This window comes from Psychrobacillus sp. INOP01 (assembly GCF_018140925.1).
Lineage (GTDB): Bacteria > Bacillota > Bacilli > Bacillales_A > Planococcaceae > Psychrobacillus.
The window spans coordinates 2075223-2094658 of the sequence record NZ_CP073315.1; the positions used below are offsets into that span (position 1 = coordinate 2075223).

Consider the following 19436-nt stretch of genomic DNA (forward strand, 5'->3'; position numbering starts at 1 on the left):
ATGTTATAATGATCAGTGGCAATATAAAAATAAAGAAAATTTAATTATTATTGCGTCTTTTCACATTGATAATTATTTTTTTTAATAGGAGTTGATATTATGGGATCTGTCCAGCTTACAGATCACAAAGTAACTGAAGAGATAGACAAAGATTATTCATTAGAGAAGGTACCCCGTAGCCAAAGAAATATGGGTTGGTTAAGTATAACCAATATTACATTAGGAATAGCCACTGCCATTTTTTACTTTCAAATGGGGAGCGTAATGGCTCTTCAATTTGGGGCACTTAATGCTATTATCTCCTCCATTTACGCAATAATAGTTGCCGGTATACTAGGAACCTTTATTGCTTACTTATCTGCAAAATCTGGTATGAATGTCAATTTATTATCCAGAGGAGGAGGTTTTGGCTATATAGGTGCTTCCTTAACGTCCTTCCTCTACGCGACAAACTTTATTATGTATTGTGCATTTGAAGGTCTCATTTTAGTTTCCGCGGTTCACACCTTCTTCCCCTCCCTACACGAATGGGCGCTAATCATTTTCTTCGGGTTTATCGTTATACCTTTAAATTGGTTTGGAATCAAACAGCTAGATAGAATACAAAGATGGTCTTTACCTATATTTGTTATTTTCTTAATAACAGCAATTGTTATATCGTTTTATGAGCCTCCTGTATTTGAAGGACCATTTTGGACTTATCTACCTGAAGGAGTACAAGTTGGAGGACAAGCTTTGCTTCTCTGCATAGGAATGCAACATGGAATAATGGGTCTAACAGCCCTCATAGCATCTGATTATGCACGTTTTCTAAAACCGAAAGATATTAAAATTGGATCTGTCGTAATCGGTTTTGTTCCGCAAATTTTCTGTTTCGGCATTATGGGTGGTCTAGGCATATGGTTTGGAGTTCGCTTAGGAGAACCGAATCCTGGAGTTTATATTGTAATGCTTCTCGGCATTGGCGGAGCATTGTTCACTATGTTAACCCAATTACGTATAAATATTACCAATATATATAGTAGTTCCCTATCTTTATCTAACTTCTTCGAAAACGTATTTAAATTTACACCTGGTCGCCGTTTTTGGGTTGTCGTAAGTGGAATCAGTGCAATAATCCTAATGCTAGGTGGAATTGTTAACCATTTAGATACCGCTATGACATTTCAAGGTGTATTTTTACTTTCATGGGCAGCTATATTAGTTACCGATGCATTAATCGTTAAAAAAGCTTTAAAAATTGGGAATGGTTATTATGAGGATCGCCAAGAATATTTATACAAATGGAATCCTGTTGGAGTTGTGTCTTTGATAATATCTAGTGGTCTAGGCACATTTGCAGCACTAGGTTATATGGGAACATTTTTACAAAGTACCGCTGCTTTTTTTGCAGCTATTCTAGCAGCAATTCTTACAGTTATTATTGCGGTATTAACAAAAGGTAAGTATTACAGTAAAGGTGCTGCGGATGATATTCCCAAAGAAGATTATATTGCATAACATTAATTACTACTTCTAATTTAGTAAATCTCTAAAGAATAGATAAAAAATATACTCATTATTGACATTAAAAAAGTAATCCATTTTTTGAGTTAACACTCGGGATGGATTACTTTTCACTTCTGACATCTTCTTTAAGAAAATTGTAGATTAGTGAAAATTTGCTTAAATTCCCTTTAAAAAGTGTAGCTTGCAATTTATATTATCAACAGGACATCAATTTCATCCATGTTACAATTCACTTTCTTTTTTCTATACTATTGTTAACAACATTTGCTATATTGTGAATGGTATTTTCAAGAGAGTCTATTTTATTTTCAAATCGATGCAATAAATAAATAGTGACTACAATGGGAAATCCAAAGTTTCCAATTAATTGTACGATGTTTTCCTCCCCGATCATGTTTATCCCCCTTTCCTTATTATTTACCATTCCTCAAGCAATTGACATACCTGTTGAGTAAAACCACATAACGTTTGATTTGTATTCTAAGAAACTCACTTGTCCAAAACGCATAAAATTGTACCTCGTGTTATTCCCTGATTTCCCTTCGATTAAGTTAATTGATATTTATTAGATTATACTAAATATTTATCATTTTTAGAATAATTATAAGTTGGGAAACATGCTCTAATTTATTAGATTATTAATATATAACTTAAACAACTTTCATAACTAGATGAAATTTTAATATTTCTTAATAAAAATTGGATAATTACTATACCTTTATTCTACAATTTTCTATTGCTTTCTATATTTTTCTACACATTGTTAGTCGTTTTGAGTCGAACGATTGAAAAAGGATATTTAGTTTTTTTCAAGAATTAGTACAATACTAATTCATAAGGGGTGAAGAAAATGAGTAGTATAGGTCATATAATAAAATCAGAAAGAATAAACCAAAGTATGAAACAAACCACATTGGCCAAGGGAATCTGCTCTACATCCTACTTAAGCAAAATAGAAAATAATTTAACTGTTCCAAGTGATGAAGTAATAACGTTTTTACTCAAAAAACTAAATATAGAAATAGATCAAGTATCAAGTGAAAAGGAAAATAAAATTATTACATCGTTATCCGAATTGTACAAAACCGCAGTTTTGAAGAGAGACAAAAAATTTATAAGAGAATCCTTGCATAAATTCACTTATCAAAAGCTATATTTTTTACAACTAAATAATTATTACAGTTATCACCTTTATCTGTTTCGTCTCCTATTAATACTAGATGACGAGGAGGATAAACTACAATCCACCTATAACATAATTGTGAAAATAAGAGATGATATAGACGAAAAACAAAAGTTTATAAATAATCTAAATTTGGGCATTTATAGTTATTTGGAGGGGAATTATCAAGATGCATTAAGTCGATTAGAGATGTCATTAGAATACGTAAATAATGGACTCCATGAAGAATGGGAAATAGCAGATTTTTATAATGTACTAAGCTTAACTTACTCTAAGTGTGATGAATTTTTTAATGCAATAAATTACGCGTCAAAATCATTACTATATTATAAAGACAATCTTTTATTTGAAAGAGCAATTGATAATTATATCGTTATAGGAATTGCACATAAAGAAATGAGAAAATTTCAAGAAGCAGAAAAGAACTATAATTTAGCTAGAAAACTAGCAATAGATTATAAACTGATTAATTATGAGGAGGTGATTTATCAAAATCTAGGTTCATTACATGCAATTCAAGGGAGTCATGAAAAAGCAATTGAGTTTTATAAGCTTAGTCTAAAAATTAAAGAAGAAGATTGTAATGCCGAAGGGTATTTACTAACAACTCTATCTATTATAAAACAGTATTCCAAACAGTCTGATCATCAACAGGTCCTCAAATGGTGTCAGAAAGGCTTAGATAAAATAGTAGAAGGAAAAAATTCTAAAAAAGAATATATTTCTTATTATTATCACCTTGAAATATATAAGCATTACCACAATTTAACCGACGAACTTGAAATGGTATTAAGGGAAGCCATAAGTTATTTTGAAAACGAAAAAGATGAACGTCATGTTCAAAAGTATTCTATATTATTGGCAGATTACCTTTTTAAACATCACAAATTTAAAGCAGCAAGTTTATATTATCAAAAAGCAAATAAGATTCTTTTTAAACAAAAATTTATTGTGAAATGGGAGGATTTATAAAATGAAAAAGAAGATTGTGTTGCTAACTTTATCAAGTATTGTCATCCTGACTTTGAGCTTTACAACAAACATAAAACAAATGAGTGAAAACGAAACTCCAAGACCTACATCAATAGAGAATAAATTTATTTAAAAAAGATCGAGTATTTAGAGCTGTATTTTTAAAGCAGTGTTCATTAAGTTGAAGGTCTCCATTCACATTACTGGAGCTATTGTGAAGAATCAGCTGAGGTTACTTAAAAACCGGCTATCCAAATGGATAGCCGGTTTATTGTTTGTTCTTATTATTGTTGCTATGGAAAACAGCTTACGTCTTTCAATAGCGAGATATTAAACCGTTTTTTCTAAAGAAAGATAATACTCTTTTTCTTTTTGTTCATCGAATCGACCTTCCCACTTAGCCATAACAATTGTAGCTAACGCATTTCCTACAACGTTGACAACTGTACGAGCCATGTCCAGAAGACGGTCAATTCCTGCGATGAATGCCAGGCCTTCCAGTGGAATACCGACTGTTCCTAAAGTCGCCAATAATACAACAAAAGATACACCTGGAACTCCTGCAATACCTTTAGAAGTGACCATAAGAACTAACACTAACGTAACTTGTTGTGAAATACTTAAGTCAATCCCATACATCTGAGCGATGAAGATAGCGGCAATTGCTTGATACAAAGTAGATCCATCCAAGTTAAATGAATACCCCGTTGGCACTACAAACGACACGATATCCTTTGGTGCTCCGAACTTCTCCATTTTCTCCATTACTTTTGGTAAAACTGTTTCCGAACTTGACGTTGAATACGCTAAAAGGAGTTCATCTTTTAATACTTTCAACAGATGGAATATATTAATACCTACAAATTTGGCTATTCCGCCAAGCACAACAATTATAAAGAATATCATCGTTGCATACACGAGAATCATCAGCTTACCTAATGGCAATAAAGACTCGAGACCGAATTTAGAAACCGTTACTCCTATTAACGCAAAAACCCCAAAAGGAGCAAATTTCATAATAAGGTTTGTAACCCAGAACATAGCATCTGCTGTTCCTTGGAAGAAAGCTAAGACCGGCTTACCTTTCTCACCAATGGCTGCAATTCCTAATCCGAATAATACTGAGAAGAAAATAATTGGAAGCATTTCTCCTGCTGCCATCGCTTGAATAATATTATCTGGGACTATCCCCACAATAATGTCTAATATTCCGTGATCCTCTTTCTGTACTTGCTCAGTTGTTTGAACATATTGATCAATATCACCTTTAGCAAGGTTTGACATGTCTATACCTTCACCAGGTTGGAAAAGATTCGCTGCAAGTAATCCAACTACAATCGCAAAAGTTGTCACTACTTCAAAGTAAATAAGTGTTTTCCCACCTAATTTTCCTAATTGCTTGATATCACCCGTTCCAGCAACACCTAGGATTAAAGTCGAAACAATGATAGGAACAACAATCATTTTAATCATATTGATAAACATGGTTCCTATAGGCTGTAAGTATTTTTCAACAGAAGGGTTTCCAAAGAAAACAGCTCCCACAATAATACCTAGTACTAACCCTACTAAAATTTGATATGCTAATGTAAATTTAAATTTTCTTTTCATATTAAAGTCACCACTCCCAAACTTGTAACCGCTTTCTGGAAAACAGATTAGCTTAAATAGTAGTATATGGGCGACTTATGAAATCATACAGAATCCTACATTTATCTTTATGAATTAAATTTATCCTTAGACTATTTATAATTTTCAAGTACTTCTAAATAAAGTACTTGAAGAAATTTTTTTATATTTACCTTAATTTTTGAAGGGTTTACCCTATTTTCTCCTATTTCAATTGTTAGTTTTCGAATCTCTTGAAAATCGAAGTATCGTGGCGCATAATGCTCGAATTCCGGGTTTGTATAATCAATGGCACCAATTGTAGCCATATGTTGCATGGCTAATAATATCGTTCTTCGCAGTCGCTGTTCGATTGCCTTCATTTCTTTTTTTATATCTCCCGCATCCTGTTTCATCGCAAGCGATTCATATATATCTTTTAAGGGGGGAAATTTGCTTAAAGGATTACTATGATGAATAAGTATTTCCACTATCGAGATCAGATCATTGCATCCTACCTCACCCACTATCCCCATGTCGCTTAGCTTCGAGCTAACAATCTCTCTAACACTTTGCTTTTTTTGCACTGGCTTTAAAGAACCAATATTTGATAAGGAATCTTTTATCGCCAAGAGAGAATCCTTCAAACGAAATTGTTGTGCTGTTTTCGTTAAAATACTCTGAACCTCAACACGATTAATTGGCTTATGTATAAAAAACTCTATTCCTTTTATATATGCTTCTCCCACCATCTCTTTATTGACAACTTGCGAAATCATTATAAATTGTCCTTCAAATCCCTTACTTTTCAATTGATCAATCGTTTCAAGTCCATCTAATTCTGGCATTAGAAAATCAATGAGAACAACATCTGGTTCTGTTGTGAGAATCGGCGATATACTTTCCACCCCATTTTCCGCTTCACCAACAACTAGTCCCAACTCTCCCTCTGTTATGATTTTTTTAAGCATCAATCGGCTTGCTGAATCATCGTCTACAATATAATATCGCAATGTTCCTCCCTCACCTTCTCAAGTTTTTTGTTGGAATGTTAACTTTGAAAATAACACCCTTTTCGGGTGATATAATGTGTATATGACCTTCCAATGTAAGAATAATTTCTTTTGTGTGAGACAGCCCAATACCTGTTGCAGCTACTCCCTGATCATTGAACTTAGTTGTATATCCTGGTTCAAAAACAATTGCTTGATCTTCATTTGAGATACCTTTGCCAGTATCTTCAATAACAAACCACGTATTGTGAGACTCCTCATACATATCTATATAAATATCTCCGACATAGAAAATTGCTTCTACTGCATTCGCAACCAGATTATTCAATATTGCTAATAACGGAATTTGCTGCTCCGTTTCAAAATCAATTGCAATAGTAGAGTGAATAACAATTCGTTTTTTCAACAATTCACTATATTTTTCATTGGCATGAATAACAAGTTGGAGTATCTCTGAAAGAAAATAACGCTTCTCCCTTTTAACTTTTGTAATTTTCTCCAATCCTGCTAAAATACGTTGCGAATCCTTTTTCACCTCATGTATTTCCTGCGCAACATGCAATGCTTGAACACTTAAAGAATGACATTCTTGTTTTTTTAGCTGACGATATAAATCGTAGCTAGATGCTGTAATTTGTTCAATATGATTCATCGATTTTTGTAAATAGAGTGTTTCTGCATATAGATTAGAGCCAACCTCAAGCATTTCCTGCATACGCTTGTTTTGTTCCATTATTGTAATTGAACTATATAAACCTACTACAAAATAACTTCGAAAAATGGCTACTAATGCTAATAATACCCATTCTCGAACCTCAAAATGCTCATTGCTTAATAACAAATAACGAACAATATGTTCCGCACTATTAGCCGTAAACTCAATTACTGTAGCGACTGCTCCAAGTAAAAGAGGGGTCGTTTTGAAACGTTCTAAATTTATAACACTTATACCAACTGCAAATAACAAATAAAATAAAAATGCGGGGAAGTGATTCTCAAAGATTAACCAAAAAGCATCATCCGTGAATAACATATCTTCCCCGATTCGTATGACTACAATTGCAACTCCCGTTAAAAGACCGGTGAGGACAAACGAAGCTGGTTGAAATATTAACAAAAGAAAGAAAAAAGCAGCACTTCCTAATCCAAAACGGAAGTCCTCCCCATTGAAAGGAATAACTTTAAATTCACTAGCAAGTACAGTAAATAATATTGTTATTGCCAAGGCAATCCATTTATTAGAGACTAGTTGATGTCGTTTAATAACCATAAAACTCTCCTGTATGGATGTATTTAATAGTATGAGTATAACATTTCCAGGTCAATTTTAGACGAAGACCATATTGGTAGCATTGTATTTTCTATACATTTAAAACGTACTATTATATAGTGACATTAGGTGATCATATGAATATAAAAATATATGTAAACAATGAAAAGATAATCGCAGGAATAACAATGAAGGATAAAGAGGAACTAGAACAGGGAAATATGGCTCTACATGCATGTATAAATCCAGAGCACGTCTTAGAAAACCGTAAAAAACTAGCAACTTTTCTATCTTGCGGGATCGATAATTTCGTTTGTGCCAATCAAACTCATAGCGTTCATTTTCATCGAGTAACACTTGAAGATAAAGGACTTGGTGCCATATCGAAAGATACAGCAATAGCCGATACGGATGCCTTGTATACATTTGAACCAAATATTGTTCTATCTAGCTTTACTGCGGATTGTGTTCCAGTTATTTTTTACAATAAAGTGAATGGTCTTATTGGTGTCATTCATTCGGGTTGGCAAGGGACGATTAAGGAAGTTACCCCCAAGCTATTTAAGCACTTCAAAGAGGTGGAAAATTGTAATCCAAGTGACTTCCATGTTCAAATAGGCGCTGCACTGAGCCAAGAGAAATTCGAGGTCGATGCGGATGTCTATGTAAAATTTAACGACTTGGGCTATGCCAATGACTTTATGTATTATAAGGAATCTACCAACAAATATCATATTGACAATCAGTTGACTGTAAAAAAACAATGTGAGCTCGCTGGTATCCCTTCTGACCAAATTACAATCGATCCCACCTGCACATTTTTGAGTCCAGATGGATTCTCCTATCGTGAAGACAAACAAGCAGGAAGACATTTAAGCTTTATTATGAGAAAAGATTAGACATCAGAAAAATGGGCAAAAAAAGACTCCTGATCCTTTTAGGTCAAAGCTTGTTTCTATCGTTTTCGAAGTGCTTTGGACAGTCGTTTTGCTATATGATTACCGAGTGAGTTTTTAGTGAGTATTGGTTATGACAGTCATCACAACCAATACTCACTTTTCTCGGAAATCTTATGGCGGTTGTCTGTCCGTCTCCCCTCCTACAACTATTATTGTTTGTAGCGCAAGAGGGCGACTCCAGTGGGAACAGCGCTAGGCTGAGGCACGCCCACAGAAAGCGTCCACCTGTTTCTGCATCGCTACGCTAGCTTCGAAACATGAAAGTTCGTTGTAACGGTAATCATCAGGTTTATTCCTTCTTAAAAGTTCCATGAACCCAAAGTTCACGCTACATTTTATATACTTTCTTTTCAAAAAGCACATTTATGTGGATGAGCTTTTACTTTCATTCAACTTTAAAACCTCGTATTTTTAACCTTCTGTTCATGCTGAAGTAACCATTCTTTTCTCCAGAGGCCTCCTGCATAGCCTGTTAGCTTTCCATTTGTACCAATGATTCGATGACAGGGTATTACGATAGTTAACTTATTTCTACCATTGGCACTTCCTACCGCGCGTATTGCTTTTTCATTGCCGATAGAAACAGCAATATCTTTATAGGATCCGGTTTCTGCATAGGAAATACTCTTTAAAGCATTCCACACAGATTGTTGGAATACGGTCCCATTTACTACATAAGGAAAACTAAATTCATGAAGCTCTCCTTTAAAGTAATCATCTATTTGAACAAGGCAATCTTTTAGAACCTGAGGAGTATCCTCCTGCAACGTATTTTCCATTTCTTCTCTTTCTACAAAAAGAATGGAACTAATGGCTTGATCTGTCCCTATTATTTCTAGAATCCCAATCGACGACTTGTAGTCTACTGTATATAATTTATCCATCTAACTCATCCTTATCTTTTTGTTTTCTATACTCACTTGGAGAGCAGTTTTGTAAACACCGAAAAACCTTATAAAAGTTTGATGAACTTTGAAAACCAGTTTCATAGCAAACCTCTAAGTTAGACAAGCTCGTATTTTTCAACAGATAGACAGCTTTATCTATTCGGATTTTCTCTAAATAGCTACGAGGGGTTTCCCCAGTTTCCTCTTTAAATAATCGTTCCAAATAATACGGACTCAGCCCAACATGATTTGCGATATCTTGCAACTCTAGCTTTTGTTTATAGTTATTGACTAAGAAACCAATGACATTTTTTACAACTTCTATATGGGGTGAGTGCTCTACCTCTGGCTTACACCTTTTACATGCACGATATCCCGCTTTTTCAACCTGTTGAATATCCTGAAAAAATTCAACGTTTTTCATTTTCGGCTTTCTCGATCGACAGGAAGGACGGCAATATATTTTCGTCGTTTTAACTGCCGTATAAAATAGTCCATCGTACATTCGATCGCAGGTCATAATCTTATCCCACATTTCCTCGAAGGAAAGATGGATAGTATTCATCAAATATTCACCGTCCTCTTTTGATATCTTGTAATCCATTCTATCAACAGTTCTACAATACCGCGACCTCATTCTTGCTCTTATGGTCGGAGGAATGACTAGACCTACGTACTCACGCATCACTTTTTCGGGTTTAGTTTCATATACTTTTATGATTGGTCTTTTCATCGAAAGGAGGGAACGACATGGATGTATATGTTAGACCCGGGGATTCACTTTGGTATTATAGCCAATTATTCAGGATCCCTATTAAACTTATTATTGATTCTAACCGGAATATTAACCCACAAATACTTTCGGTAGGTGCACGTATTCAAATTCCAGGATACGTTACTACTGAGTATCAAATTAGAACAGGGGACTCCTTATGGTCTATTGCTAGCAGTAGAAATCTTCCACTAGATGCGCTTCTTCTTAGTAATCCTACCCTCAATCCAATCCGGCTACAAATCGGACAGACAATTAACGTTCCCGTAAGAGTTACTTGGAGAATTGTGAACGGAAAACAAAATTATGATTTCAGCACGATGATGAATGATATTAGACAATTACAAACTACTTATCCCTTCTTGCAGGTATCTTCTATCGGTAATTCAGTTGAATATCGACAATTGACTGAAATTTTAATAGGTAGCGGAGAAAAAAAGGTTCATTACAATGCTTCCTTTCATGCGAATGAATGGATTACGACACCTGTCCTATTAACCTTTTTAAATGATTACGCATTGTCCATAACTAACCAAACTGCTATTCGTGGACTTGATACATTCCCGTTGTATTTACAAACCTCATTGTCCCTAGTCCCAATGGTAAATCCCGATGGCGTGGACCTCGTAATAAATGGACTTCCTAATGAAAGCCCTTGGAAAAGTAGAGTAATTGAATGGAATAATGGCAGCTCTGATTTTTCCGGATGGAAAGCAAATATCAGAGGTGTCGACTTAAATGATCAATTTCCTGCGAAATGGGAATTAGAACGAGCACGAAACCCTAAAGTTCCAGGTCCGAGAGATTATGGGGGAGAAAGTCCATTATCGGAGCCAGAAGCAATCGCGATGGCAGATCTGACAAGGAGTAGTGATTTTGAAAGAGTACTAGCATTTCACACACAAGGAGAAGTTATCTATTGGGGATTTGAAAACCTCGAACCACCAGAGTCCGAAGCAATGGTTGCTGAGTTTAGTAGAGTCAGCGGATACGAACCTGTCAAGACGATTGATAGCTACGCTGGCTTTAAAGACTGGTTTATCCAGGATTGGCGCAGACCTGGCTTTACTGTCGAGCTTGGCACAGGAACAAATCCCCTGCCACTCTCCCAATTTGATGAAATCTATGAAGAGGTATTAGGAATATTTTTAGCAGGACTGTATGTATAAAGTGGCAAAAAATAAACGCAAGTGCCTATGTTTTAATACTCAGTCGTCGCGACACTTTGTCGTGACGACTAACTAAATGCCATTGTGCGACCTCGAAAGTGTGGCTGACCCGCCTCTTCGGGTTTGTTAGTTTAACGTAGACTATGAACTCTGATTGCCAAACACTAAAGATATTAACCAGATAAAGAAAACTATTCCCACAAAGCCGAGTTCTATAAAATGTATTTTTAATACCTTTTCATAATTTTGTTTTGCCTGTCGAACTCCCAAAAAGTCCACGTGATGGATGATATAGACGAACCCACACAAAAATATAAGCCCTGATAAGCAATACATTCCACCTTCTAGAGTCATTACTTTCATACCACCACTTATTTCAGTAAATGTATATCCTAGCTCCTTCGTTAATAAATAGGAGCAAGTTATTACTGTAAATAGAAGCAAGGACAGGCTAAAGAAATGATTTCTATAATCAATTAAACTCATAAGCGTTCGAACTTTAGCAGTTTTTGGTTTTAATGTTTCATCATCTTCCATTTCCATGTCATCATGGTACATCGAATATAGAAAAGCTACTACAACCATTCCACAGAATAGAATCGGTGATAGTAAACTAACAGCTAGTCCAAAATCAAAAATAGAAATAATAACCAAGACAATAAAAAGACCTACTATTAATATCCCGCCCAATTTATCTCTTTCATCCCATACTCTACGAATATACACTCGATTATCTTTTTGGTTTCCGGAACCTTTCTGTACTTCTATACTTAGAGGCTTTTTAAATTTGAATAAGAAGTAAGAAACAACGATCAAACATACCCCTAATACTAAATAAACAAATGACTCTCTTGGATAGGAAACAATAGAATCATATGACTCTACAATCCAAAGGCCGTCCAATACTATGCAGAATAAACCAATTACAAAAATATATGGAGCAACTTTACTAATCATATTCTTCACTCCCTTTTTATAGTTTTTGATCAATAAATTGTGCCATGCCTTACAACCTCACACGTCGGCACTGTATCTACCTCATCGGTTTGGACTCAAAAATATTATAAAAAAGGAACAAATAGCATATGAAGCATCTATTTTCAATGTAATAGAACTTTAACACTCTCGCTTAAATAATCTCTTAGTTTTAGTAAATCATCTTTGTCAAAGAGAGCATGCAATTTCTTATCAGCGTAGGCTTCTGATACCTGTTGAATGAGCGAGTGAAACTCTATTGGAAGATGTGACCCTCCCCATGTCCCTGCCTCTTGCTTGGAGGAAATACTCTCTTCTTTTAAATACATATAAACTCTTATCAAATTTAGAGTACAATAAACCGGTTCATGTTCAATATTGTTTAAACAGTCCTCAAAATCCCCTAAAATGGAGGTAAGAAAATCTGACTGAGTAACTAAAGGGAAAACCTGTCTTATTGGCTTTCCTGCAATACATACCCCACGATGATTTAATATCATAATGTGTGCAGCCAAATCTCCATCCTTTTTTTCATCACCATTCAAATAGAGCGCTGTTCCTTCTTTTATCTCATCTTCATATCTTTTTCTCCAGAACTCACTGTAATGAAAATCATAGGGCGTAGGAAAGTTCCAGTTATCGAGTTGGGGAGCATTTAAAAAGCTAACCTCAATTGGATATGGATGATTTGAATTCTCTAAGTAAAGAACCGCTAACCTTCTCGTGGTTTCAATCGATAGCGGATTTTCCGTTACAATTATTAAATCGATATCACTACTATCTGGATTGAATCCTCCCATAGCTAATGAGCCATGTAGATAACAACCGATCAACCGATCATCAATAACTGCTTGTGTCTTAGTTAGTAAATTTGATACAAGTACTTTTATTTCCTGAGGACAAGATTCCCATTTATAGTTCACATTAGTAACCCCTTCATTTCAATTTTTCTTGAAGACTATTTATAATGAATTCTATAAAATCTCCTTTTCCCTGTGTATAAGATTCTCTGTCATTTGTACTTCTCGCTAATTCTCTTTTTAAACTTTCATAAGCACGTACAGCTTCGGGATGCTCCCTTAAATAATCTCTAAAAATTAGATGTCTCCTCAATTCATCGCTATTCTGAAGACATACATATAGATGATGTGCCATCCAAGTTGTACCTTCATTGTCTTTTGGTACATTTTGATTGGTTCTGGCAAAGGCTTCCCTGTTCTTAATTCCCAAATCTCCTTCATGATAGTAACCTAATTCCTCGAGTCCTTTTATCACTGGCCGAAGGAGTTGTTTATTTTCGATGACAATATCAATATCGATTATTGGTTTAGCGCTTAATCCTTTTACCGATGTACTACCTACATGTTCAATAGAAATAATTAAGTCCCCTAATTTATTTTGGTAAATAGAAGATAAACAACGAAAGGTTTTTTCCCACTCGAGATTGTATTTCTCAATTTTAAGGTTTTGTTTCATAATTGTGTTCCCTTCAGGGAAATTTCAAATGATTGATTAATTTTCCAATCCAAGGTGAAGATAGCTGATACTTGGTTAAAGCATCTCTTTCCCCCGCACTTCTCCCAATTTTCAAATGACTCGTTACTTTGGATCATTTATCCTTACTCTATATTCTATATTCAATTTAAAAGTCCTTTTACTATGAAAGCTTATTAAATAGAGTAATAAAAGTATGAGCAACTTTTACTAAAAGCGATTTGTTTTAAGAGGGAGAGAAAATGTCAAAGTAGGTTGCAAAGTAGAATCTGTATAACTGGCTAATAGGAAATAGCCTCCTTTAGAGATAGGTACGGTGACCTGTATTCTGTCTAAAGAAGGCTTATTGTACTGAAAGTAACTATTCCAATACGTCGTACGAATAACAAATTGGAATCTGTAATTTAGGATCTTGAATAATACAAGCGTCAATTTGAAATACTTCTCTCAACACTTCGCCTGATATAATTTCAAACGGTGTGCCACATTTCATAAAGTCATTTTTACTTTTGAGCGTCTCTTTTTAAAACCACACTTATTAGGATCGATGAGTGTAGGTACGAGTACTATTAACTAGTTTTCATTATTATAAATCCCCTTACACATCACCCAAATTTCCCTATTCCTCTACTAACTGACCACTACAGTTTTTGTTGAATTGATACTTTTAAAAACACCAATTCCTTGCTAATGTAATTCTTAACTCATAAAAATCATTGAAAAGGAAGGTTTTAACTATGCAAAAAACAATAAGCTATTCCCCGGCACGTACTTTCGATTTAATTATTACATCTATGTTAATTGCCCTTGTCTTCGTTGCTACGGTATTGTTAAATATTAAATTACCTATCACGGCAAATGGTGGTTTAGTTCATCTTGGCACAGCCGTACTCTTTATCTCTTCTATTTTATTTGGTCCTAAAAAGGGAGCTATTGCTGGCGCAGTTGGTATGGGTTTATTCGATTTAGTAGGTCCTTGGATTTTATGGACACCAATTACGTTTTTAGCACGCGGCTTGCAGGGATATATCGTGGGTAAAATTGCTTGGTCGAAGGGGCGCAACGGAAGTAGTTTAGCACTCAATTTATTTGCAACGATTATTTCGATTCCTTTTATGCTAGGTGTCTATTATCTTGGAGAAGCAATCATATTTAAAAGTTGGATTGTACCAGCAGCCTCTATTCCTGGGAACATCGTACAAAATGTTGTAGGACTTTGCGTAGCCATCCCAGTTTGTGTAGTAATGAAAAAAATCCCATATTTTAAATAACTTTAAAAGTGGAGAATGCTTTCTATATCAAGCATTCTCCTTCTTTTGATTTTTATTAATAGTTTAGACGCCTCTTCAACCTGTTCAACTAGCCCAAGCTCTCAAAAAGCAAATATAATCCCGTAAACAACAAGATGATATATGTAAATATGCGGAAAACATTTTGATTAATCCTCTTAAATAATAGTTGACCCAAGTACAGTCCAATTAGTACTAATGGTAAAGCAATTCCGCTAGATACCCATACGGTTTTGCTTGTTCCCGCAAAAATTACTTGGATTATTAGACTCACTGAATAGATAAATAAATAAAATGCCAGCGTAGTACCCCGCAACTTTTCTTTTTGAGTATCTGTACCGGAAAAGTATAACAATAAAGGTGGTCCGGGCATCCCTATACTAGTTGTTAGAGAACCTGATAGTCCGCCCACAATCAAATCTCTTTTTTTATTCTGTTTTATTCTAAACCTAAGTATAAGCATTATTGTTAATACTAAGATGATCAGACTTATTCCCAATTTAATTTTATTAATATCTATTAGTAAGAAAGTTATAATTCCTATTGGCAGTCCTGCGACACTTCCAATTATTAATCTTTTTAACACTTCAAAATCTATATCCTTTATAATCTTAGTTATTAAAGCACCAGAAATAACTAATGATAACAACAGGTTAATTTGTATTGCTTCCATTGGTTCAAATATCAAAAGAAGGAAGGGAGTAGCCAAAATAGAAAAACCAAATCCGGTACTCGTTTGAAGAATGGAGGCCACTAAAATAATTGCAAAGAATAGTACTGTATCCATATAAAACCTACTTTCTTACATAAGACATAGACTAAAAAAACTATTTAAGTCTAGCGTTTTAACAATATTAACGATAAACGAACAAAGGATACCTTAAACGAAAGGTATCCTTTGTATTTATAAAAGCTATCTATTTAGAATATCACTATCCAAAAATAGGTCAACTTATTGTTTGACCATATAAACTATAAACAACTTTTTATCAGTATGTCTTTAAACTAATTCCCTCTTATTAAGAGGGACTAAAGGACACTTCCCTCTAGCCCCTCTCTAATCTCAATGTTTAGTTTACATCTACCAATATTAAACCTAAATGACTGGACCTCATTTTAGTATTATTAGAAATAATACTATTTTTGATTTCCTTTAGGTTTGAACGTTTTACAGCACGTATCTGCTGAATGACTTGCTTCTTCAGAAATAGAGCGGTAATCAAATTCAGAAGCAAACTCTGTATTATTGTCGTTTGCATTGTAATCCATATCTATTTCAATTTTTTCGGCTCCACAAACATTTCCTTTTGCATGGAAAATACAATTTGATACAGCACATTTAACTTCTACATTTGGCATAGTTGTCCTCCTAACCTGAGATGTTTTAAGAAATACATAAATGTACTCCTCATAAAATATCTTGCCCAATTCAACGAGTTTAATTTATACAAGAATTTTTCTTTTTGCATTTACTTCATATGTGAATTGAATTCATAAAAGCATATTAAATAGTGAAATCCAAACAATCTTGACTTCCGCTCCATGCGGACGCTTTCTTTAAATGGAATCCGGTTTCTAGAAATCAAAAAAGCAAAAAGAATCTATAATCTATCTATGGACAGATTAAAGATTCTACATTTTAAAGAATTAACTATAGACTTCTTCTTTTTTGCTTAGACCAAGTGCCTTTGCTGTTGAAGTATGGACTTCGTGTAAAAGCTCTGGATTTTCCATTAACGATACGCCATAAGAAGGAATCATTTCTTTAATTTTTGGTTCCCACTCCTCTATTTGTTGCGGGAAGCATCTATAAAGTATCTCTATCATAGCATGGACAGCGGTGGAAGCACCTGGAGAAGCACCTAGCAATGCTGCGATAGAACCATCAGCTGCAGTGACAATCTCTGTACCAAATTGAAGTGTTCCTTTACCGCCAGTCTCTGTATCTTTGATAACTTGTACACGTTGACCTGCTACTACTGTATCCCAATCCTCGAGTTTAGCATTCGGGATAAACTCACGTAATTCTTCAATACGTTTTTCTTTTGACAGCATAACTTGTTGAATCAGGTATTTTGTTAAGGACAACTCTTTTGCTCCTGCTGCCAACATAGTTGTTAAATTATCTGGTTTTACAGAAGTTACTAAATCCAACATTGAACCTGTTTTTAAAAACTTTGGTGAGAAACCAGCAAACGGTCCGAATAATAGTGATTTTTTATTGTCGATAAATCTTGTATCTAGATGTGGAACAGACATTGGTGGAGCGCCGACCTTAGCTTTTCCGTATACTTTCGCATGGTGCTGCTCTACGACTTCCGGCTTGTTACATACTAAAAATAGTCCACTTACCGGGAATCCTCCAATATGTTTTCCTTCAGGTATACCAGATTTTTGTAGCAAATGAAGACTTCCTCCTCCACCTCCGACGAAGACGAATTTTGCGGTATGGTATTCGATTTTACCTTCAGCATCATTCTTCACTTTCACTTCCCACTTGCCATCACTCGTACGTTTAAGATTTTCCACACTATGATTGTAGTTAATATCAACGTTTTGGTTTTTAAGGTGATCAAGCAACATACGTGTTAAAGCTCCGAAGTTTACATCCGTTCCAGAGTCAATTTTTGTAGCTGCAATAGCTTCCGTTGCTGGACGATTCTGCATGATAAGCGGAATCCATTCCTTCAGTTTTTCTGGATTATCGGAAAATTCCATCCCTTGGAATAGAGGATTATTTGACATTGCTTCAAAACGCTTCTTTAAAAAAGCTACATTTTCTTCTCCTTGTACCATACTCATGTGAGGTATTGGCATGATAAAGTCTTCTGGATTATTTAGTAGCTTGCTGTTTACAAGATAAGACCAAAACTGCATTGAAAGTTGGAACTGTTCATTAATGTTAATTGCTTTGGTAATATTTATAGAGCCGTCTGGATTTGCCGAAGTGTAATTTAGCTCACACAGCGCCGCGTGCCCTGTTCCTGCGTTATTCCATTCGTTAGAGCTTTCTTCCCCTGCTTTATCGAGTTTCTCAAATACTTTAACTTTCCATTCTGGTTTTAATTCCTTCAATAATGTTCCTAAAGTAGCACTCATAATTCCGGCACCTATTAAGATAACTTCTGTTTCTATTTCAGTTTCTCTCTTGTTCATATAAACCTTCCTTACTCCGTATTTGTTTAAAGGATGTACACTACTTAGGCATAACTATATGTCAAGTTAAATTACAGGAATACATCTTTTTTCATTCTATTATAACCATATCATAAATTACAATTTATTATTGATGATATCTTCTATTATCTGCTAATTATAAGCTATTTGAAAGCGATTTAAAAGCTAGTAAATAGTGAGAATATTACCAGCGGACCGCGACTATATAATTTTAAAAATTTCTTATGGTACAGTTCTTCGTAATCGATACTTTAACCTAGTGCATTGGAAGTTTAAAAGGGCCATTCTCAGTTGTAAAAACAACTCGAATAGCCCTTTCCTTTTAACTGCCTAGAATGCTGGAATTGCAGTTTCATCATAATTTTCTTCTAAAAACTCTCGTACTTCGGTACTTGTCATGGCTTCAGCTAGCTTTTTAATTGCCTCTGAATCCTCATTATCTTCGCGCGCAACTAGAGTTATGGCAAAGTCATTATCGTCACCCTCAGTTAGGAGAGCATCGCTTTTTGGTGTTAATCCAAGTGGAGCAGCATAAGCAGGTGTCATTACTACTGCATCAGCATCATCATACATTCTCGCTAGCATTAACAAATCTACTTCCTCGAACTTATAATTTTTTGGATTTTCCACAATATCTGCTTTTGTATAGTATGGACCTGTTTTCTCTTTTAAAGTGATCACATCATGTTGAGCTAATAATGCTAACGAACGATCTATATTTGAAACGTCATTTGCAATAGCGATAACAGCTTCCTCCGGTAATTCATCCATCGAATTATATTCTTTAGAATATGTGCCATAATTTGCAAAATAGATAGGCACAATTGGCACTAGATTTGCATCGTTGTTTCTATTGAATTCCTCCATATAGGGAACATGCTGGAAGAAATTCACGTCTACTTCACCTGCTGCTAGAGCACTGTTAGGCTGAACATTATCTCCTAATACAACAATTTCAAGATTAATCGATTCCTCTGCTAATTTTGGCTTAATAAGCTCAAGAATCTCTGTCATTGGGGGAATTAATGATGCTACTTTCAATGTTACTTCTTCTTGATCATTTTCCTGTGCTTTTTCTTTATCATTTGCCTCATTTTCTTGACTACACCCTGCTAAAATTAATACAAACATTGTCATTAAAAATAGAATTTTTTTCATG

The 19436-nt window shown here is 34.8% G+C and carries 19 protein-coding genes; 6 read left to right on the plus strand and 13 right to left on the minus strand.

The annotated features are described in order from the left end of the window. Nucleotides 1-99: 99 nt before the first annotated feature. Nucleotides 100-1500 (plus strand): purine-cytosine permease family protein, encoded by a 1401-nt coding sequence (locus KD050_RS10555; protein WP_211896086.1) that lies wholly within the window; start codon nt 100-102, stop codon nt 1498-1500. 238 nt (nt 1501-1738) lie between these two features. Here KD050_RS10555 and KD050_RS10560 read toward each other — a convergent pair whose 3' ends face one another. Next, the gene (locus KD050_RS10560) at nt 1739-1903 is read right to left on the minus strand and encodes a YvrJ family protein (RefSeq protein WP_093062371.1); all 165 of its coding nucleotides are present in this window, start codon (nt 1901-1903) and stop codon (nt 1739-1741) included. 456 nt (nt 1904-2359) lie between these two features. Between KD050_RS10560 and KD050_RS10565 the strand changes: the two genes are divergently transcribed. Both KD050_RS10565 and KD050_RS21390 read left to right on the plus strand, forming a co-directional pair. Continuing rightward, complete coding sequence (locus KD050_RS10565; protein ID WP_211896087.1) at nt 2360-3664, plus strand: helix-turn-helix domain-containing protein; 1305 nt, start codon at nt 2360-2362, stop codon at nt 3662-3664. A 1-nt stretch (nt 3665) separates the two neighbouring features. Then, nucleotides 3666-3797 (plus strand): hypothetical protein, encoded by a 132-nt coding sequence (locus KD050_RS21390; protein ID WP_255553775.1) that lies wholly within the window; start codon nt 3666-3668, stop codon nt 3795-3797. Between the two features lie 197 nt (nt 3798-3994). On the opposite strand, the gene gltP is transcribed toward KD050_RS21390, so the two are convergent. From gltP to KD050_RS10580, 3 genes are all read right to left on the minus strand, one after another. Beyond that, nucleotides 3995-5275, minus strand: a complete 1281-nt coding sequence (gene gltP, locus KD050_RS10570; protein WP_211896088.1) for a glutamate/aspartate:proton symporter GltP — start codon at nt 5273-5275, stop codon at nt 3995-3997. A 131-nt stretch (nt 5276-5406) separates the two neighbouring features. Beyond that, nucleotides 5407-6285: a response regulator gene (locus KD050_RS10575; protein WP_211896089.1), complete on the minus strand. Its 879-nt coding sequence runs from the start codon at nt 6283-6285 to the stop codon at nt 5407-5409. A 10-nt stretch (nt 6286-6295) separates the two neighbouring features. After that, complete coding sequence (locus KD050_RS10580) at nt 6296-7555, minus strand: ATP-binding protein (protein WP_211896090.1); 1260 nt, start codon at nt 7553-7555, stop codon at nt 6296-6298. A 137-nt stretch (nt 7556-7692) separates the two neighbouring features. On the opposite strand from KD050_RS10580, the gene pgeF reads away from it, so the two are divergent. Beyond that, a complete protein-coding gene (gene pgeF / locus KD050_RS10585) occupies nt 7693-8454 on the plus strand; it encodes a peptidoglycan editing factor PgeF (protein WP_211896091.1) in 762 nt (253 codons plus the stop codon). Nucleotides 8455-8909: 455 nt separating this feature from the next. Here the strand turns inward: pgeF and KD050_RS10590 are convergent, their stop codons facing one another. Beyond that, a complete protein-coding gene (locus tag KD050_RS10590; RefSeq protein ID WP_211896092.1) occupies nt 8910-9398 on the minus strand; it encodes a methylated-DNA--[protein]-cysteine S-methyltransferase in 489 nt (162 codons plus the stop codon). After that, nucleotides 9391-9966: a bifunctional transcriptional activator/DNA repair enzyme AdaA gene (locus KD050_RS10595; RefSeq protein WP_211896268.1), complete on the minus strand. Its 576-nt coding sequence runs from the start codon at nt 9964-9966 to the stop codon at nt 9391-9393. Before KD050_RS10595 ends, KD050_RS10590 begins: the two co-directional genes overlap by 8 nt. Nucleotides 9967-10151: 185 nt before the next feature. Between KD050_RS10595 and KD050_RS10600 the strand changes: the two genes are divergently transcribed. Next, nucleotides 10152-11342: a M14 family metallopeptidase gene (locus tag KD050_RS10600; protein ID WP_211896093.1), complete on the plus strand. Its 1191-nt coding sequence runs from the start codon at nt 10152-10154 to the stop codon at nt 11340-11342. Between the two features lie 141 nt (nt 11343-11483). Here the strand turns inward: KD050_RS10600 and KD050_RS10605 are convergent, their stop codons facing one another. The 3 genes from KD050_RS10605 to KD050_RS10615 form a co-directional block, all read right to left on the minus strand. Further along, nucleotides 11484-12299 carry a hypothetical protein gene (locus KD050_RS10605; protein WP_211896094.1) on the minus strand — a complete coding sequence of 272 codons (816 nt, stop codon included), beginning with the start codon at nt 12297-12299 and terminating at the stop codon, nt 11484-11486. Nucleotides 12300-12442: 143 nt separating this feature from the next. Continuing rightward, complete coding sequence (locus tag KD050_RS10610; protein WP_211896095.1) at nt 12443-13240, minus strand: aminoglycoside adenylyltransferase domain-containing protein; 798 nt, start codon at nt 13238-13240, stop codon at nt 12443-12445. A 13-nt stretch (nt 13241-13253) separates the two neighbouring features. After that, complete coding sequence (locus KD050_RS10615; protein WP_211896096.1) at nt 13254-13793, minus strand: GrpB family protein; 540 nt, start codon at nt 13791-13793, stop codon at nt 13254-13256. A gap of 755 nt (nt 13794-14548) precedes the next feature. On the opposite strand from KD050_RS10615, the gene KD050_RS10620 reads away from it, so the two are divergent. Continuing rightward, a complete protein-coding gene (locus tag KD050_RS10620; protein ID WP_211896097.1) occupies nt 14549-15082 on the plus strand; it encodes an ECF transporter S component in 534 nt (177 codons plus the stop codon). A gap of 88 nt (nt 15083-15170) precedes the next feature. Here KD050_RS10620 and KD050_RS10625 read toward each other — a convergent pair whose 3' ends face one another. The 4 genes from KD050_RS10625 to KD050_RS10640 all read right to left on the minus strand — a co-directional run bounded on the left by KD050_RS10625 (nt 15171) and on the right by KD050_RS10640 (nt 19435). Further along, nucleotides 15171-15887, minus strand: coding sequence for a sulfite exporter TauE/SafE family protein (locus KD050_RS10625; protein WP_211896098.1), 717 nt, complete (start codon nt 15885-15887; stop codon nt 15171-15173). A 350-nt stretch (nt 15888-16237) separates the two neighbouring features. After that, nucleotides 16238-16459 (minus strand): DUF1540 domain-containing protein, encoded by a 222-nt coding sequence (locus KD050_RS10630; RefSeq protein WP_211896099.1) that lies wholly within the window; start codon nt 16457-16459, stop codon nt 16238-16240. A 288-nt stretch (nt 16460-16747) separates the two neighbouring features. Continuing rightward, nucleotides 16748-18256, minus strand: coding sequence for a malate:quinone oxidoreductase (locus KD050_RS10635; RefSeq protein ID WP_211896100.1), 1509 nt, complete (start codon nt 18254-18256; stop codon nt 16748-16750). A gap of 351 nt (nt 18257-18607) precedes the next feature. Further along, a complete protein-coding gene (locus KD050_RS10640) occupies nt 18608-19435 on the minus strand; it encodes a MetQ/NlpA family ABC transporter substrate-binding protein (RefSeq protein ID WP_211896101.1) in 828 nt (275 codons plus the stop codon). Between the last annotated feature and the right edge of the window lies 1 nt (nt 19436).

Bases quoted from the DNA above. Each gene is read 5' to 3' on its own strand.
- KD050_RS10560 (WP_093062371.1), bottom strand. From the start codon at position 1,903: ATGATCGGGGAGGAAAACATCGTACAATTAATTGGAAACTTTGGATTT.
- KD050_RS21390 (WP_255553775.1), top strand. From the start codon at position 3,666: ATGAAAAAGAAGATTGTGTTGCTAACTTTATCAAGTATTGTCATCCTG.
- KD050_RS10630 (WP_211896099.1), bottom strand. From the start codon at position 16,459: ATGCCAAATGTAGAAGTTAAATGTGCTGTATCAAATTGTATTTTCCAT.
- KD050_RS10580 (WP_211896090.1), bottom strand. From the start codon at position 7,555: ATGGTTATTAAACGACATCAACTAGTCTCTAATAAATGGATTGCCTTG.
- pgeF (WP_211896091.1), top strand. From the start codon at position 7,693: ATGAATATAAAAATATATGTAAACAATGAAAAGATAATCGCAGGAATA.
- KD050_RS10565 (WP_211896087.1), top strand. From the start codon at position 2,360: ATGAGTAGTATAGGTCATATAATAAAATCAGAAAGAATAAACCAAAGT.
- KD050_RS10590 (WP_211896092.1), bottom strand. From the start codon at position 9,398: ATGGATAAATTATATACAGTAGACTACAAGTCGTCGATTGGGATTCTA.
- KD050_RS10595 (WP_211896268.1), bottom strand. From the start codon at position 9,966: ATGAATACTATCCATCTTTCCTTCGAGGAAATGTGGGATAAGATTATG.
- KD050_RS10555 (WP_211896086.1), top strand. From the start codon at position 100: ATGGGATCTGTCCAGCTTACAGATCACAAAGTAACTGAAGAGATAGAC.
- gltP (WP_211896088.1), bottom strand. From the start codon at position 5,275: ATGAAAAGAAAATTTAAATTTACATTAGCATATCAAATTTTAGTAGGG.
- KD050_RS10600 (WP_211896093.1), top strand. From the start codon at position 10,152: ATGGATGTATATGTTAGACCCGGGGATTCACTTTGGTATTATAGCCAA.
- KD050_RS10635 (WP_211896100.1), bottom strand. From the start codon at position 18,256: ATGAACAAGAGAGAAACTGAAATAGAAACAGAAGTTATCTTAATAGGT.
- KD050_RS10620 (WP_211896097.1), top strand. From the start codon at position 14,549: ATGCAAAAAACAATAAGCTATTCCCCGGCACGTACTTTCGATTTAATT.
- KD050_RS10625 (WP_211896098.1), bottom strand. From the start codon at position 15,887: ATGGATACAGTACTATTCTTTGCAATTATTTTAGTGGCCTCCATTCTT.
- KD050_RS10640 (WP_211896101.1), bottom strand. From the start codon at position 19,435: ATGAAAAAAATTCTATTTTTAATGACAATGTTTGTATTAATTTTAGCA.
- KD050_RS10615 (WP_211896096.1), bottom strand. From the start codon at position 13,793: ATGAAACAAAACCTTAAAATTGAGAAATACAATCTCGAGTGGGAAAAA.
- KD050_RS10605 (WP_211896094.1), bottom strand. From the start codon at position 12,299: ATGATTAGTAAAGTTGCTCCATATATTTTTGTAATTGGTTTATTCTGC.